This window comes from Archangium violaceum Cb vi76 (assembly GCF_000733295.1).
In the GTDB taxonomy this organism is placed as follows: domain Bacteria; phylum Myxococcota; class Myxococcia; order Myxococcales; family Myxococcaceae; genus Archangium; species Archangium violaceum.
Map to the genome: position 1 here is coordinate 1 of NZ_JPMI01000096.1, position 14,707 is coordinate 14,707.

Annotated in this window: 12 protein-coding genes; 11 read left to right on the forward strand and 1 reads right to left on the reverse strand. The window is 66.8% G+C overall.

Annotated elements, in window-relative coordinates:
- Window positions 1–142 precede the first annotated feature (142 nt).
- The 3 genes from Q664_RS14960 to Q664_RS14970 all read left to right on the forward strand — a co-directional run bounded on the left by Q664_RS14960 (window position 143) and on the right by Q664_RS14970 (window position 4,835).
- Complete coding sequence (locus Q664_RS14960; RefSeq protein WP_152622114.1) at window positions 143–1,900, forward strand: hypothetical protein; 1,758 nt, start codon at window positions 143–145, stop codon at window positions 1,898–1,900.
- Between the two features lie 100 nt (window positions 1,901–2,000).
- Window positions 2,001–2,408, forward strand: coding sequence for an SRPBCC family protein (locus tag Q664_RS14965; protein WP_052518120.1), 408 nt, complete (start codon window positions 2,001–2,003; stop codon window positions 2,406–2,408).
- A 117-nt stretch (window positions 2,409–2,525) separates the two neighbouring features.
- Entirely contained in the window at window positions 2,526–4,835 is a 2,310-nt protein-coding gene (locus tag Q664_RS14970) for an ATP-binding cassette domain-containing protein (RefSeq protein ID WP_052518121.1), read from the forward strand.
- A gap of 65 nt (window positions 4,836–4,900) precedes the next feature.
- Here Q664_RS14970 and Q664_RS62650 read toward each other — a convergent pair whose 3' ends face one another.
- A complete protein-coding gene (locus Q664_RS62650) occupies window positions 4,901–8,110 on the reverse strand; it encodes a carbohydrate binding domain-containing protein (protein WP_043395018.1) in 3,210 nt (1,069 codons plus the stop codon).
- A gap of 242 nt (window positions 8,111–8,352) precedes the next feature.
- On the opposite strand from Q664_RS62650, the gene Q664_RS62940 reads away from it, so the two are divergent.
- The 8 genes from Q664_RS62940 (at window position 8,353) to Q664_RS15015 (ending at window position 14,686) form a co-directional block, all read left to right on the forward strand.
- Window positions 8,353–8,589, forward strand: a complete 237-nt coding sequence (locus tag Q664_RS62940) for a (2Fe-2S)-binding protein (protein WP_043395020.1) — start codon at window positions 8,353–8,355, stop codon at window positions 8,587–8,589.
- A complete protein-coding gene (gene bfr, locus Q664_RS14985; protein WP_043395022.1) occupies window positions 8,586–9,062 on the forward strand; it encodes a bacterioferritin in 477 nt (158 codons plus the stop codon). Before Q664_RS62940 ends, bfr begins: the two co-directional genes overlap by 4 nt.
- 61 nt (window positions 9,063–9,123) lie before the next feature.
- Window positions 9,124–9,951 carry a siderophore-interacting protein gene (locus Q664_RS14990; RefSeq protein ID WP_043395024.1) on the forward strand — a complete coding sequence of 276 codons (828 nt, stop codon included), beginning with the start codon at window positions 9,124–9,126 and terminating at the stop codon, window positions 9,949–9,951.
- A 112-nt stretch (window positions 9,952–10,063) separates the two neighbouring features.
- On the forward strand, window positions 10,064–11,338 hold the full coding sequence (mxcL, locus tag Q664_RS14995) for a myxochelin B biosynthesis transaminase MxcL (RefSeq protein ID WP_326938702.1): 1,275 nt from the start codon (window positions 10,064–10,066) through the stop codon (window positions 11,336–11,338).
- Between the two features lie 123 nt (window positions 11,339–11,461).
- A complete protein-coding gene (locus Q664_RS52120; RefSeq protein WP_052518122.1) occupies window positions 11,462–11,857 on the forward strand; it encodes a PNPOx family protein in 396 nt (131 codons plus the stop codon).
- A 51-nt stretch (window positions 11,858–11,908) separates the two neighbouring features.
- On the forward strand, window positions 11,909–12,805 hold the full coding sequence (locus Q664_RS15005) for a heme/hemin ABC transporter substrate-binding protein (protein ID WP_043395027.1): 897 nt from the start codon (window positions 11,909–11,911) through the stop codon (window positions 12,803–12,805).
- The gene (locus Q664_RS15010; RefSeq protein WP_052518123.1) at window positions 12,786–13,865 is read left to right on the forward strand and encodes a FecCD family ABC transporter permease; all 1,080 of its coding nucleotides are present in this window, start codon (window positions 12,786–12,788) and stop codon (window positions 13,863–13,865) included. Before Q664_RS15005 ends, Q664_RS15010 begins: the two co-directional genes overlap by 20 nt.
- Entirely contained in the window at window positions 13,862–14,686 is an 825-nt protein-coding gene (locus tag Q664_RS15015; RefSeq protein ID WP_052518124.1) for a heme ABC transporter ATP-binding protein, read from the forward strand. Before Q664_RS15010 ends, Q664_RS15015 begins: the two co-directional genes overlap by 4 nt.
- Window positions 14,687–14,707: the final 21 nt, after the last annotated feature.

Sequence of the window (14,707 nt, forward strand, 5' to 3'; positions counted from 1 at the left end):
TGGTGCTCCGCCTGCGTGAAGCGCTGTCACGCAGGCGTTGCTTGAAATACTGGTAAAACAGTTATATCCGTATTCACCGGACCGCCGTCGTGGAGCCTCTCCACCGGCGGTCCGTCGGCATTGGTCGACACAAGGGGGCATCATGAAGTGGAACACGTGGGGGATGGCGCTCGCGGTCACCAGCCTGTTGGGGAGCGTGGGGGCAGCGCGGGCTGAGCCTTCCATGGCGGCCGTTCACTGGTACGGCGGATCCTGCTTCCAGGCGAACACATCCATTCCGGTGGGGGAGCGGGGATGGAACGTGGAGTCGGTGCTGGGCACCACCGACGGGACGTGGATCAACAAGTCGCTCACCGGGGCGCGCAACGCGGCCGGCGCCGGGCTGAGGAACATCATCCGCATCGACTACCGCAACTACAAAGCGGTGCCGGTGAGCTCGGCGGAGTACGCCGGGTGGGCCAATGAGTTCTGGAGCGTGGCGAACCAGTTCAAGAACGAGGGCCTGGCCACGGTCTTCATCGTGGGCAACGAGCCCAACATCGAGGGCTGCACCACCGCGTCCGAGTACGCGAGCGCCTTCAACTACCTCTACTCTCACGCGGGCCGTCCCGCCGGCATCACGCTGCTGGCCGCGGGCCCGGCCACCTACTCGCCCAATCCCGCCGGGCGCAACGCGGACGGGAGCTGTGCCTGGGGCGCGGGCAACTTCCTGGATTGGCTGGGCACCATGAGCAATGGGCTCGGCGCGGCGGATGGCTTCGCGCTGCACACCTACGGTGGCTCGTACGAGGGCTGTCCGAGCGAGCCCAGCCAGGCCTGTAGCCGCAACGGCTGGCCCTTCGATGCCGGCTTCCAGAGCTACAAGCAACAGATTGGCCGCATCACCAAGGCGGGGCTGAACACCAGGCCCATCTACATCACGGAGATCAACACGGACGTTCAGCCCGGCCAGTATCCGGATCCCCGGGATGCGTACCCGGCCGATTGGATCAACAAGGCCTACCAGGACGTGCGCAACTATAACGCCGCCAATGCCAACCGCATCAAGGCGCTGGCCTGGTTCGTGGACCGGGTGGACGGCTGGGATTCCTTCGCGCTGCGGAACATCCCCGCGGCCTGCCAGGACATGAAGGAGGAGTTCTCCAACCTGGCCAACCGTCCGGGGACGGTGGTCGTGTCGGGCAACAACGCGCAGGCCATGGCGGGCTCGACCAGCGTGGCGAAGTTCCTCATGCCGGGGCAGATCTCCCAGCTGACGCTCTCGATGAACAACACGGGCAGCACCCGGTGGACCGCGGCGAGCCTGTACCGGATGGGGGCCGTGTCGGGCAACACGACGACGTGGAGCTCCTTCCCGCAGTGCGGCGGCTACTCCAACTCCTCCACGGATGCGCGCATCTACGTGTGCGGTGATGTGGCCCCGGGCGGGACGTACGGCTTCCAGGTCCGGGCGCGGATGCCCACCACGGGCACCTCGGCCATGGTGGCGGGGAGGATGGTGCAGGACGGGGTGGCCTTCTTCGGCGACACCCAGTCGCGGACGATCAAGCTGGGCTCGGCCTTTTGCGGCTCCGCCTGCACCCAGTGCATCCTCAACGAGCGGACGGATCTGCTGCCCTTCTACCAGGCCAATGGCTGGGACACGTCGTGTGGCAACCGGGACAACATCGTCAACAACTACTGCACGGGCGTTGATCCCTCCAGCTGCAACGCGTTGAAGGCCGGTGCTTGCGCCAGCTTCTGCAACGCGTGCCGGTGCTCGGGTGGCAAGCACGCGGATGGCACCACCGTCGATGCCAATGCCACCTTCTGCGGCTACCGGGTGTGCGGCATGGACAAGAAGGAGTACGAGTGCACCAGCGCGGGCTGGAGCGCCGTTGCCGGCCTTACGTGCAAGTAGTCCCGGTGAAGCGGGCGGGGAGTGGAGACCCTCGCCCGCCGTCGGCGTCACCTGGCGCGCCGGGTTCCAGTTCGGTGGAGGACGGCCGGTCGAGCGCCTCTTGCAGGTTCCGAAGTTTGACGACCCCGCGAACCTGAAGCACTGGTTGAGGGGCCTCGTCTCGGTCGAGTTGCTCGAGGGAGAGCAGGGCCACCCCGGAGCGCGCTCGCGGTACATCTTCCAGATGGGCAAGCGGCGCGTCGAGATCATCCAGACGGTCACGAAGCGCAACCCGCCGGGCGAGTTCGACGCGATTTTCGAAACGCCGGGCATGTGGAACGAGGAGAAAAACCGGCTCGTCGCGCTGGGTCCCTCGAAGACGAAGTGGATCGCCGAGACCGAGTTTCGGATGAGCGGCTTCATGAAAGTGATCGGCTTCCTGATGCCGGGCTCGTTTCGGAAGCAGTCGCGGCAGCACCTGGAGGATTTCAAGGCGTTCGCGGAGCAGGGGAAGAGCGTCGCCGAGTGAGGCGGGCCCCACGTCCTTGAGCAGCACCCACCGCACCCGCCGTGGAGAGGCGGCGGGAATCGAAGCCGCCAAGGGCGGATGGTGTGTGCTAGACCGCCCGGCCGAGAGGAGCGGGCAATGGACAAGGCGAAGAAAGAGGAAACGGCGGCAACCGACACGATCCATGTGCGTGGCGCGCGGGTGAACAACCTCCAGAACATCTCGCTCGATCTGCCGAAGAAGAAGATCACCGTGTTCACCGGCGTGTCGGGCTCGGGCAAGTCGTCGCTCGTCTTCGACACCCTGGCCGCCGAATCGCAGCGGCTGCTCAACGAGACGCTGCCGACCTTCGTGCAGACCTTCCTGCCGCGGCAGCCCCAACCCGACGTCGACGCTCTCGAGAACCTCTCGGCGGCGATCATCGTCGACCAGTCGCGGATCGGCGGGAACAGCCGCTCCACCGTCGGCACCGTCAGCGACACCGCGGGCCTGTTGCGGCTGTTGTTCTCGCGCCTCGGCAAGCCGGCCGTGCCCCGCCCGAGCGCCCTGTCATTCAATGATCCCCTCGGCCTGTGCAAGGCCTGCGACGGCATCGGCGTCGTCTCGTCCATCGACGTGAAGGGTCTGGTCGACGAGAGCAAGAGCCTCGAGGAAGGGGCCTTGTTGTTCCCCGGGTTCGCCGTCGATTCCTGGTTCTACAACATCATCAGCGGCTCGGGCTTCTTCGACCTCAAGAAGAAGATCGCCGACTACTCCGCCGAGGAGCGGCACAAGCTGCTCCACGAGCCGGAGTGCAAGGTCAAGATCAAGGTGGGCACCAAGATGATGGGCTCCACCTATGAAGGGCTGATTCCCAAGATCCGCCGCCTCTATCTGTCGAAGAACCTCGACGACCTGCAGGCCAATCTCAGGAACGCGCTCGAACCCATCCTCACCCGGGAGCCCTGCGCCGAATGTGGCGGCACCCGCCTGAACGCCGCGGCCATCGCCTGCCGCGTCGACGACGGCGCGGGGCACGCCATCAACATCGCCGAGGCCACGGCGTTGCCGGTCGACGAGCTGCTGGAGTTGATCACCCGGAAGAAGAGCGGTTTCGACGATGCCGCCACCGCGCCGGTACGGGACGCCCTTGCCCGGCGCCTGCAATCCCTCGTCGACATCGGCCTCGGCTACCTCGCGCTCGATCGCGAGAGCAGCACGCTCTCGGGGGGCGAGTCGCAACGGGTGAAGATGGTCCGGGCGCTCGGCTCGAGCCTCACCGATCTGACCTATATCTTCGACGAGCCGAGCATCGGCCTGCACCCCGCCGACCTGCACCGCCTCAACACCCTGCTCGTGCAACTGCGCGACAAGGGAAACACGGTGCTCGTCGTCGAGCACAAGCCGGCGGTCATCGCCATCGCCGACCACATCGTCGACATCGGCCCTGGTGCCGGTGAGCACGGCGGCCGCGTCGTCTATGAAGGCGACGTCGACGGACTGAAGAGCTCATCGTCGGTGACGGGGCAGGCGCTGAGTCAGAAGCCGGTGACGAAGTCGCGGACGCGAGCGCCCACCGGGTGGATCGAACTGCGTGATGTGACCCTGCACAACCTGAAGAACCTGAGCGTCCGCATCCCCAAGGGCGTCTTCGTCGTCGTCACGGGCGTCGCCGGCTCGGGCAAGAGCTCGCTCATCCGCCAGACGCTGCCACAGCGCATCAAGGACGTCGTGGTCATCGACCAGAGCCTGGCTCGCGGCTCGAGCCGCTCGAACCTGGCGACGTGGACGGGAATCCTCGATGCCGTCCGCAAGCTGTTCGCGACGACGAACAAGGTCTCGGAGTCATTGTTCTCCGCGAACTCCAAGGGCGCCTGCCCCGAATGCCAGGGCCTGGGTGTCGTCTACACCGACCTCGCCCACCTGGACCCCGTCGCCATGCCCTGCGAGGCCTGTGGTGGCCGTCGCTTCACGGATGCTGTCTTGAAGCACAAGGTGCGTGGCCGCTCCATCGGCGATGTCTTCGACTTCCCGGTCGAGGACGCCGCCGCCTTCTTCGTCGAGCCCGCCATTCACGGACCGCTTCAATCCCTCGTCGACGTCGGGCTCGGCTACGTGCGCCTCGGCCAACCGTTGAACACGCTGTCAGGCGGTGAGCGCCAGCGCATGAAGCTCGCGCGCAGCCTGCACGAGCCGACGCCCCTGGCGATCCTCGACGAGCCGACGACCGGACTGCACTTGAAGGACATCGACCGGCTGGTGGGGATGATCGACCGTCTCGTCGCCACGGGCACGTCGGTCATCGTCATCGAGCATCACCCCCACGTCATCCGCCGAGCCGATTGGATCATCGACATGGGACCGGGTGCCGGCCACGACGGCGGCCGCATCGTCTTCGAAGGACCCCCCGAGGGCCTGCTGAAGCACCCAACCTCGCTGACCGGGAAGTGGTTGTCCCAGGAAGGCTGACGGCGGCCGCCTCGCCCAGGGAACCCGCGGAGGCGCATCCCGCGGGTTCCTGGAGCCGCCATCCGTCAGGGCTTCAGGTACGGACCATCCGAGCCCACCTTGCCGGGAGCCGGGTTGCCGGGCAGGTCGAGCACATACACGCGCAGGTTGCCCTTGCCAGAGACACTGGCCGTCAGCGAGCCGTTGCTCACGGTCTTCACATCACCGGTGATGGCGTCCTTGTAGGTCCCATTGGGGATGCCGCTGAAGGTGGCGCCGCCGGAGATGGTGACGAGTACGAAGCTGTCCACGCCCTTGGACGCGTCGGTGAAACGCCGCTTGAAGGCCATGCCGCCCGAGACGCCCTCGGTCGAGTACTGCCCCTTCTGGAGCGCGGGAATCTTGCGGCGCAACTGATTGAGCCGCTGCAGGTGTTTGGCCAGCGGCTTGTTGAGCGTCTCCGAGACCTTGCCGGAGGCGCTGCCCACCACGCCGAAGTCGGAGGCCGAGATGCTGCCCTCGAGGTTGTCGCCGTAGTACGCACGGCCGGTGGTGGCCAGCGCGCAGGTGGGGCCGCAGTCGATCTGCTTGCCCGCCTGGAACTCGATCTCCGAGCCGTAATACAGCGTGGGGATGCCGCGGAAGGTCCACATCAGGCTCATGTTCTCGGCCCAGGCGTCGGTGCCTCCGGCGTAGCGGGTGCTGGACTTGTTGGGGCCGTAGTCGTGCGAATCCACGTACACCACGTTGTAGGTGGCGTCGTTGTAGCTGTCGTCCGAGTCCTTGCCGTTCCACCAGGCATTGCTGGCCTCGCCGAAGTTCATGTGCATGCGCATGTCGATGACGCTCATGCCGGAGAACTGGCTGTGATCCGGGGCGTGGTACAGGTTGCCCTGGAGGAAGGCATTGGTGGACGTGGGCTGGTTGGACGTGCCCTGGGTCTGCTCGTAGTTGTACTGCTCGAGCGCGGCCGCGGTGTCATCCGCGCTATACGTCTTGCGCTCCTTCCACGTGAAGAACTGCGCCGAGTGGTTGGGCGAGCCACGGTTCCACTTGTCGTTCACGAACGAGCCCACCTCGCCGAACATGAAGAAGTCCCGGCCCTTGGCTCCGAACTTCTCCTCGGCGTGCTGGTGGGCCGCCGGCAGCAGGCGCCGGTTCCAGGTGACGCGCGGAATGTGGACCGCCGTGTCGATGCGGAAGCCGTCCACGCCCATGTCGATGTACTTGTTGTAGACGCCCACCAGGAACTGCTGCACCGGCGTGCTCTCGGTGTTGAAGTCCGCCAGGTCCTCGTGAATCCAGCAGCTGCGCGAGTCCTCGCCCTCCCAGTTCCCAATCCAGCACTGGTGGAAGTACTGCGAGGGGAACATGCCCGAGGTGGGGTTGGGCCACTGGCAGTTGTAGACCTTGTATCCCTCGGCGCTGTATCCCCCCGTGTGCACGCCCCAGTTGCGGCACGTGTTGCCCGCGGGCTCGGACGTCGACCACAGGTCCCCGTTGTAATAGGACTTCCCGCTGGTGGGCTCGACGGTGAGCCCGTCATAGGTGAAGCCAGAGACGGGCGCGTCGTAGTACCAGCTCCACTGGCTGTCGCGCACCCCGTAGACCTTGGCGTTCCACAGCCCCTTGGCGCCCCAGCGGCTGGAGTGGTTGTAGACCACGTCCTGGATGATCTTGATGCCCTTGGTGTGGGCCGCGTTGATGAGATCCTGGTAGGTGGCACCTGGAGACTCCAGGCGTGGATCCACCTTGTGGAAATCCCAGCCGTGATAGCCGTGGTAGTCGTAGTCCGAGCGGTTGAGCACCACGGGGGTGATCCAGATGGCGGAGAAGCCCAGGGCCTTGATGTAGTCGAGCTTCTGGATGAGGCCCTTGAAGTCCCCGCGGAACATGGGATCGTTGTTGGCGGCGTTGCCCGACTTGACGTGCATGCTGCCACCGCGGTTGTTGGACGAGTCGCCATCGTAGAAGCGCGCGGTGAGCACGAAGTAGATGGAGTCCTCGCGGATGTCTCCGCCCAGGGGTTCTCCCGGGGGGGGTGGAGGCGGCGCGCTGCCGGTGGTGGCCGACACGGACGCGCTGGCGGAGGACTTGTTGCCGGCCGCGTCGAAGGCCTTCACGGTGTAGCTGTAGGAGGTCTGGGCCGTCAGGCCGGTGTCGCTGTAGCTGGTGAGCGACGTGGTCCAGGTCCGCGTGCCCTGGGTTCCCCCGGTGCGCACGAGCTCGTAGCCGGTGACGCCCCGGTCATCGGTCGAGGCACTCCAGGAGAGGTTGATCTGCGTCCCCGAGGCCGTGGCGATGACGCCCGAGGGAATGGACGGCGCGGAGGTATCCGGGGGCAGCGTCACGCACGGCGTGGAGGCGTTGGCGGTGACGACGCCATCCCTGACGGTGATCAACCCCGTGCCCAGGGAGTAATCCGAGCCGTTGTTGTTGTCCCAGGTGGTGCCGTTGTTGAACGCCGCCTTCATGCCGGTGGCCGAGCCCAGGTCCACGGTCTTCTTCACCCAGTCGGTGCAGGCGGTCTCGTTCATGGCGGCGCCGGGCACGGCGGTCCACGAGCCGCCGGTCGGCGCGTAGTGGATGTTGACGGAGGTCCAGGCGCGGGTGCGCGTGTAGTAATAGACCTCGGCCCTGTTGCCCGCGGGGGTGGTGACGGACAGGGCAGGGCTGGCGGCGGACACGTTGCCCGCCGCGTCCACGGCCCTCACGGTGTAGCTGTAGGCCGTGGAGGCGGTGCGTCCGGTATCGGTGTAGCTCGTGCTGGTGGCCGAGCCGATGAGCGTGCCCGCGCGGTAGACGTCGTAACGGACCACGCCCACGTTGTCGGTGGAGGCGGTCCACGAGAAGGTGATGGACGTGGACGTCACCGTGCCCGCGGTCAACGCGCCAGGCGCGGTGGGCGCCTGGGTGTCGGCGGCACACGGCGAGCCCGCGTTGGCCAGGAGCTGGCCGTTCTTGATCTGGTGGGTGCCCGACGTGGGAATGACGTAGTTGGCGCCGGACTGATTGTTGAGGTTGTCCCAGCGGTTCTGGCCGTCGGTGAAGACCGCCTGGAAGGTGGTGGCCGAGCCCGTGGTGATGGCCTTCGTCACCCAGTTCGTACAGGCCGCGCTCATCGCGTCGCCCGGCACGGTCGTCCAGGTGCCACTGGCGTTGTGATGGATGTAGGCGGACGTCCAGGCCTTATAGGGCGTGTAGTAGTAGACCGTTGCCGTGCCGGCGAGCGCGGGCGCGCTCGAGAGCGCCAGGATCAACGCGCACAGCGCTGACCCTCTCCAGGGAAGCTTCATGGGGTTCTTTCCTTGCGTGTCGGGGGAAAACGCGGACAGCCCGGAAAGATTGAACGAGCTCTGACCACTTGGAAAGTGAGGAGCAGACCACATGGAAAGGGGTGAGGCGGACACTCGGGAGCACGCGGGGGAGCGGCCAGGTCCGGCCCACCTGGGGAGTGCTTGACGGAATCGGTATTGCGAATTATTCTCAATTGCAACTTGGGGCCACATGGTGTGGCCCTTCGTCGTGTGAGCCTCGAATGATCGTCTGCCTCTGCCATGTCGTCTCGGACCGGACCATCCGCGCCCGCATCTCCGAGGGAGCCCGGAGCGTGGAGGCCATCGGGGAGGTTTGTGGGGCGGGGACGGGGTGCGGGGGCTGCCAGGAGCAGCTCGCGGACCTGATCAAGGAGTGTCGTCAGGGAGCCAACGGACGCTCCGCCTGTCGGGACAGTTGTGCGGTCCCCGCGCTGCAACTAGCGTCCCCGGCCCTATGAAAGGCCACCCCCAGATCATCGATCTTCTCAACGACATCCTCACCACCGAACTGACGGCCATCAACGAGTACTTTCTGCACGCGCGTATCGCGGAGAACTGGGGGTACGAGCGGCTGCAGAAGAAGATCTACGAGGAGTCCATCGGCGAGATGAAGCACGCCGACCGGCTCGTGCGGCGCATCCTCTTCCTGGGAGGCCTGCCCAACCTGCAGCGCCTGGGCAAGGTGAACGTGGGGGAGACGGTCCCCGAGATGCTCCGCTTGGATCTGGAGCTGGAGCTCGGCTCGCAGAAGCGCCTCAACGAGGGCATTGAGCTGTGCCGCACGTTGGGAGACAACGGCAGCCGGGAGTTGCTGGACACCATCCTCGAGGATACCGAGGAGCACATCGACTGGATCGAGGCCCAGCTCGAGCTGATGAAACAGGTGGGGGAGGCGCACTACCTCGCCCAGCAGATCAAGAAGGAGAGCTGAGCGCTCCCGGGACGCTTTCGTGGTGAGGCGGAGTGGCACGGGGCGCTCATGGAGAAGCCCCATGAACACCGCAGAACGAACGAGCGAACGAACGTCCCGTAGAGGTCCCTTTCCCATCAAGGTCCGCCTCCTGGAGGTCCTCCGTACCCGGCGGCTGTCGCCGGACATGGTGCGGGTGACACTCGGGGGGCCGGAGCTGGAGGGTTTCCGGAGCGAGGGGGCGGACGATCACGTCCGTCTGTTCTTCGCCGCTCCGGGAGAGCGCAAGCCCGTGTTGCCCACGGGCATGGGGCCGCGAGGCCTGGAGTTCCCTCCGGACAAGCCCCGGCCCCCGCTGCGCGACTACACCCCCCGGCGGTATGACGCGGCGGCGGGGGAGCTGGACATCGACTTCGTCATCCACGGCACGGGGCCAGGCTCCACGTGGGCCTCCCAGGCCAGGCCGGGAGACCTGCTGGGCCTGGCGGGTCCTCGCGGCTCGCTGCTCGTCACCTACGACTTCGACGCCTACGTGCTCTTCGGGGACGAGACCGCGCTGCCGGCCCTCACCCGCAGGCTCGAGGAGCTGCCCGAGGGCGCGCGTGCCCTGGTCTTCGCCGAGGTGGCCAACGCCGAGGCGCGGGTGCCCGTGAGCACCCGGGCGAACCTGGAGTTGCACTGGCTCCACCGCGACGGGGCGCCTCCCGGCACGGCGAGCCTCCTGGAGCCGGCCATCCGCGGCCTCTCGCTTCCTCCGGGCGACGTCTACGTCTGGGGCGCGGGCGAGTCCACCCTCATGCGCACCCTGCGCCTGCACCTGCTCAACGAGCGGGGTCTGCGCAAGGAGTGGGTGAACCTCACCGGCTACTGGAAGCGCGGTGTCGAGGACCACGACCACGACGAGGAGTGATCGCCTGGAGGGGGGGGAGGCGAAGTCCTCGTGGCTCCTAGTTGAGAACGATTCGCATTGTCATTTTCACCCAATCGCGGTAGAGGGGGGGCAGATCCCCATGGAGAACCCCATGAGCAAGCACCCGTCACTGCCCCGTCCCAACGCGGGCGAATTGAAGCTCGAGAACTCCCAACGTCTGTTGGCCGACGCCCGGCGGCTGGTGCCCGGCGTGACCATGACCATGATGAAGCGGCCGGAGATGTTCGCCCCGGGCGCCTTCCCGGTGTTCCTCGCGCGAGGGCAGGGGGCCCTGGTGGAGGACGTGGATGGGCAGCAGTACATCGACTACGTCTGTGGCCTGGGCGCCAACTCGCTCGGCCACAACCACCCCGCGGTCCTGCAGGCCATCCGCCAGCACCTGGAGGAGGGGCTGCTGCACTCGCTGCCCACCCCCGTGGAGGTGACGGCCTCGCGCGCCCTGGTGGAGGCCACTCCCGGCGCGGAGATGGTGCGCTTCTTCAAGACGGGCGCGGATGCGACCTCGGCGGCGGTGCGCCTGGCGCGCTTCATCACCCGCAAGGATCGCATCATCACGGTGGGCTACAACGGCTGGCACGACCACTTCATGTATGACACCCCGGGCGTCCCCTCCGCCGTGGCCGAGTATACGCGCCGCCTGCCGCTCTTCGAGGAGCCGGAGGAGGCCGCGCTGCTGGCCCGGGTGGAGCAGGACGCGGGGCAGTTGGCCGCGGTGCTGCTGTCCGTGCCCTTCAACCGCGCCCTGAACCGTGAGTTCCTGCACCAGCTGCGCGCCGCGTGCACGAAGCACGGCGTGATGATGATCCTCGACGAGGTCATCACCGGCCTGCGGCTGGCGCGGGGCGGGGCCCAGGAGTTCTACGACGTGAAGGCCGACTTCGTCTGTCTGTCCAAGGCCATCGCCGCGGGCATGCCCCTGTCGGCCGTGGCCGGCCCGGCCCAGTACCTCTCCAAGCTCTCGGAACTCCAGGTGTCCACCACCTTCGGCGGCGAGATGCTGTCGCTGGCCGTCTGCGAGGCCGTCCTTCGCGAGTACCGCGAGAACGATCACATCGGGCACATGATGTCCCTGGGCCGGCGGCTGCGCGAGGGCATCAACGCCCGGTCCGAGCGGCTCGGCTCGCGGCTGCAGGTGCTGGGCTACGACGGCATTCCGCTCTTCCGTTTCTCCAAGGACCTCGCCGAGAACGCGAAGCTCACGCAGCCCTTCCAGGCCGGCATGGCCCGCCGGGGCGTGCTGCTGCGCCGCGATCTCAACTTCCTCAGCCCGGCGCATACCGTCGAGCAGATCGACTACACCATCGACATGGTGGAAGAGACGCTGCGCGAGAACGCCCAGCGCGCCGCCGGGTCGAACGCGGCCTGAGCCACTCTGCCTCTCGCCGGCAGCCGTTCCAGGGGCTCCTTCGTCCCGACGTGACCCCTGGAACGGCGGTGTGAAGTTTTAAAGTGAAGTTGCAAATCAAAATCAATATGTCATGCTTGCCCCATGGCACGGATCCACTCGGTCGAGGAACTGGAGCGCACCGTCGGCTCGCGTCCCGTGGGCGTCATGATGAAGTCGCTGGACGCCCTGGATGAGCACTGCGTCCGGTTGCTCGGGCTCTCGTCGTTCGCCGCCATCGGCTTCATCGACGGGGAGGGGAGGGCGCGTGTCACGACGGCGGGGGGCTCGCCGGGCTTTGCCCGGGTGGAGGACCCCACGCATGTGCGGCTCGACGGAACGCGGCTGGCGGTCGCGGATCGGCCCGGTAATCGCCGCACGGACACGTTCCACAATGTCATCGAGCAGCCACGGGCCGCGCTGCTCGCGTCGATGGCGGTCGCGGACAGGGTGCCGAAGCTCGCCCTCTGGCTTCGAAACGGGTCATGGACTGGGCCCTGACCCAGGACTACAAGAAGAACCTTTATTAGAGATTCCGAATTAGAGATTCCGATGAAACATCCAGCCTACTTGTTGCTGCTCATGAGCGCCGTCATCGCGAGCCCTCTCGCCCAGGCGGCGCCGATCAAGGGAGTCGACGGACAGAGCGTCGATATCGCCCCGCCCAAGCGGGTGGTCGCGGTCAACTCCTCGCTGGTGGAGATCCTGTTCGGACTCGGGAAGGGTGAGACCATCGTCGGTACCGACGTCGGCGGGACCTTTCCTCCCGAGCAGGCGAAGATCGCCAAGGTCGGCCACCCCTACCACCCCAGCCTCGAGGGCATCATCAGCCTGAAGCCGGAGCTCGTCCTCGCGGCGGAGGAGAACCTCACCCCCGCCACCGCCGGGCAGCTTCGCAGTGCCGGGATTCCCGTGCTGATCCTCGAGAACTCCTCCAAGGATGGGATCGACGGCCTCAAGCGGCGCATCGACATCGTCTCGCGGCTCTTCAACGTCCAGGACGCCGGGAAGCGGATGAGCCAGGAGATCGACAAGCAGCGCGCGGACCTGGACAAGAAGATCGCGGCACTCGGGAAGAAGCCCCGGATCCTCTTCCTCTATGCCCATGGGCCTGGAGAAGCCTTCGTCTACGGCAAGGACACGGGCGTCCACGTGCTCATCGAGCTGGCGGGCGGCCAGAACGCCGCGGACTTCACCTCGGGAACCAAGACGCTGACGGCGGAGGGGCTGGTGTTGGCCGCCCCCGATGCGATCCTCATGATGAACCGCGGCCTCGAGGCCGTGGGTGGAATCGACGGGGCGTTGAAGCTCCCAGGCGTGGCGCTGACGCCCGCGGGCAAGAACAGGAAGATCATCACCGTGGACGACACCATCCGCTGGGTCGGTCCCCGCTTCCCCCAGTTCGCGGACACGATCTTCAAGGCCATCCATGCAAAGCCTTCCCGGTGAGCGCGCCTGGGCGGTGGGGGAGTACGTCCCGAAGGTCCAAAGCAAGAGGACCCAGGGCCTGCTCCTCCTCGTGCCGTTCCTGCTCATGTGCGCGGTGGCCTCGCTGGGGGCCGGGGCCGTGTCCATCAGCCCGCTCCAGGTGATCTCCATCCTCCTGTCCTACGTCGGGCTGCCGCCGCTCACCGAGTTCTCGGAGCAGCAGTCGGCGGTCCTCTTCGTCATCCGCCTCCCGCGCGTCCTCCTGGGCGTCCTGGTCGGTGCCGCGCTCTCCGTTGCCGGCGTGGCCCTTCAGGGGCTCTTCCGCAACCCGCTCGCGGATCCCGGGCTCCTCGGCGTGTCGAGCGGAGCGTCGCTCACCGTGTCCGCGGTCACGGTGCTCAAGCTCCATGTCCTCGGGTTCTACACCCTCCCGCTGGCGGCGTTCGCCGGGAGCCTCGGGGCGATCCTCCTCATCTCCTCGCTCGCCCAGGAGAACGGGAAGACCCAGGTCACGATGATGTTGCTGTGCGGAGTCGCCATCAACGCCCTCTGCATGGCCGGAACCGGCCTCTTCACCTACCTCTCGACCGATGATCAGTTGAGGACGCTCACCTTCTGGCAGCTCGGCTCGCTGTCGGGAGCGACGTGGCCGCTGGTCTCCACCATCGCGCCCCTGGTCATCCTGTGCTCCGTGGGAATGGTGTCCCTGGCGAATCCGCTCAATGCGCTCCTCCTGGGGGAGGCGAACGCGGGCCATCTGGGCATCTCGGTGGAGCGGACGAAGTGGTTGCTCGTGGCGTTCGTCGCCCTGGGCGTGGGCTCCGCGGTGGCCGTGTCCGGAATGATTGGCTTCCTCGGGCTCGTCGTCCCCCACCTCGTCCGGCTCTGGCTGGGCCCCAACCACCGTGTCCTGCTGCCCCTGTCCGCGCTCCTGGGTGCATCGCTGCTGTGCCTCGCGGATCTGACCGCCCGCACCGTCGTGGTCCCCTCCGAGCTTCCCATCGGCATCGTGACCGCGCTCGCTGGCGCTCCCTTCTTCCTGTACCTGCTGTTGCGGCAGCGGAGGACCCACGCGTCATGACCGTGGCACTCGAAGTCCGGGATCTCCACTGCCGTCTCGGCGAGACGCAGCTGCTGTCCGGCATCCACCTGACCTTGAATCCTGGCGAGCTCACGGTGGTCATCGGCCGCAATGGCGCGGGGAAGAGCACGCTCTTCAAGCACCTGGCGGGAGAGCTGCCGTGCCAGCGTGGAGAGATCCGCGTCTTCGGTGCTCCCCTCGGCAGCGGCTCGAAGGCCGAGCTCGCCCGGAGAAGGGCGGTGCTGCCCCAGACCACGAACCTCCAGTTCGCCTACGAGGCCCTGGAGGTCGTGATGTTGGGGCGGCTTCCCCACCAGCAGAATCGTCCGGAGTCCCGGGAGGACGTGCGGATCGCCCGGGCCTGTCTGGAGCGGGTAGGGCTCGAGGGGTATGAAGGGCGCAACTACCTGACGCTCTCGGGAGGAGAGCAGCAGCGCGTCCACTTCGCGCGAGCGCTCGCCCAGATCCACGAGAACACCGGAAGCCGGTTGCTCCTGCTGGATGAGCCCACGAGCGCCCTGGACGTCGCCCATCAGCACAAGGCCTTGCGGATCGTGAAGGAGCTGACCCGGGAAGGCGTCGCGGCGCTCCTCATCCTCCATGACCTGAACCTGGTCGCCCAGTACGCGGACAAGGTCCTGGTCCTCGCCGAGCGTCAGGCCATTGCCTGTGGCTCGCCGCACGAGGTCATGACGTCGGACATCCTGAGCCGGGCCTTCGGCTTCCCGATGACGACCGTGCCTCATCCCTGGCTGGACTGCCCGATGATCGTCTCGGGAGCGCGGCCGCGCGAGGCGTCCCTCGAGCAGCACCCCGCTTGATGTGCCGCCCGTTCGTGATAC

Bases quoted from the DNA above. Each gene is read 5' to 3' on its own strand.
- Q664_RS14960 (WP_152622114.1), top strand. From the start codon at position 143: ATGAAGTGGAACACGTGGGGGATGGCGCTCGCGGTCACCAGCCTGTTG.
- Q664_RS14970 (WP_052518121.1), top strand. From the start codon at position 2,526: ATGGACAAGGCGAAGAAAGAGGAAACGGCGGCAACCGACACGATCCAT.
- Q664_RS62650 (WP_043395018.1), bottom strand. From the start codon at position 8,110: ATGAAGCTTCCCTGGAGAGGGTCAGCGCTGTGCGCGTTGATCCTGGCG.
- Q664_RS62940 (WP_043395020.1), top strand. From the start codon at position 8,353: ATGATCGTCTGCCTCTGCCATGTCGTCTCGGACCGGACCATCCGCGCC.
- bfr (WP_043395022.1), top strand. From the start codon at position 8,586: ATGAAAGGCCACCCCCAGATCATCGATCTTCTCAACGACATCCTCACC.
- Q664_RS14990 (WP_043395024.1), top strand. From the start codon at position 9,124: ATGAACACCGCAGAACGAACGAGCGAACGAACGTCCCGTAGAGGTCCC.
- mxcL (WP_326938702.1), top strand. From the start codon at position 10,064: ATGAGCAAGCACCCGTCACTGCCCCGTCCCAACGCGGGCGAATTGAAG.
- Q664_RS52120 (WP_052518122.1), top strand. From the start codon at position 11,462: ATGGCACGGATCCACTCGGTCGAGGAACTGGAGCGCACCGTCGGCTCG.
- Q664_RS15005 (WP_043395027.1), top strand. From the start codon at position 11,909: ATGAAACATCCAGCCTACTTGTTGCTGCTCATGAGCGCCGTCATCGCG.
- Q664_RS15010 (WP_052518123.1), top strand. From the start codon at position 12,786: ATGCAAAGCCTTCCCGGTGAGCGCGCCTGGGCGGTGGGGGAGTACGTC.
- Q664_RS15015 (WP_052518124.1), top strand. From the start codon at position 13,862: ATGACCGTGGCACTCGAAGTCCGGGATCTCCACTGCCGTCTCGGCGAG.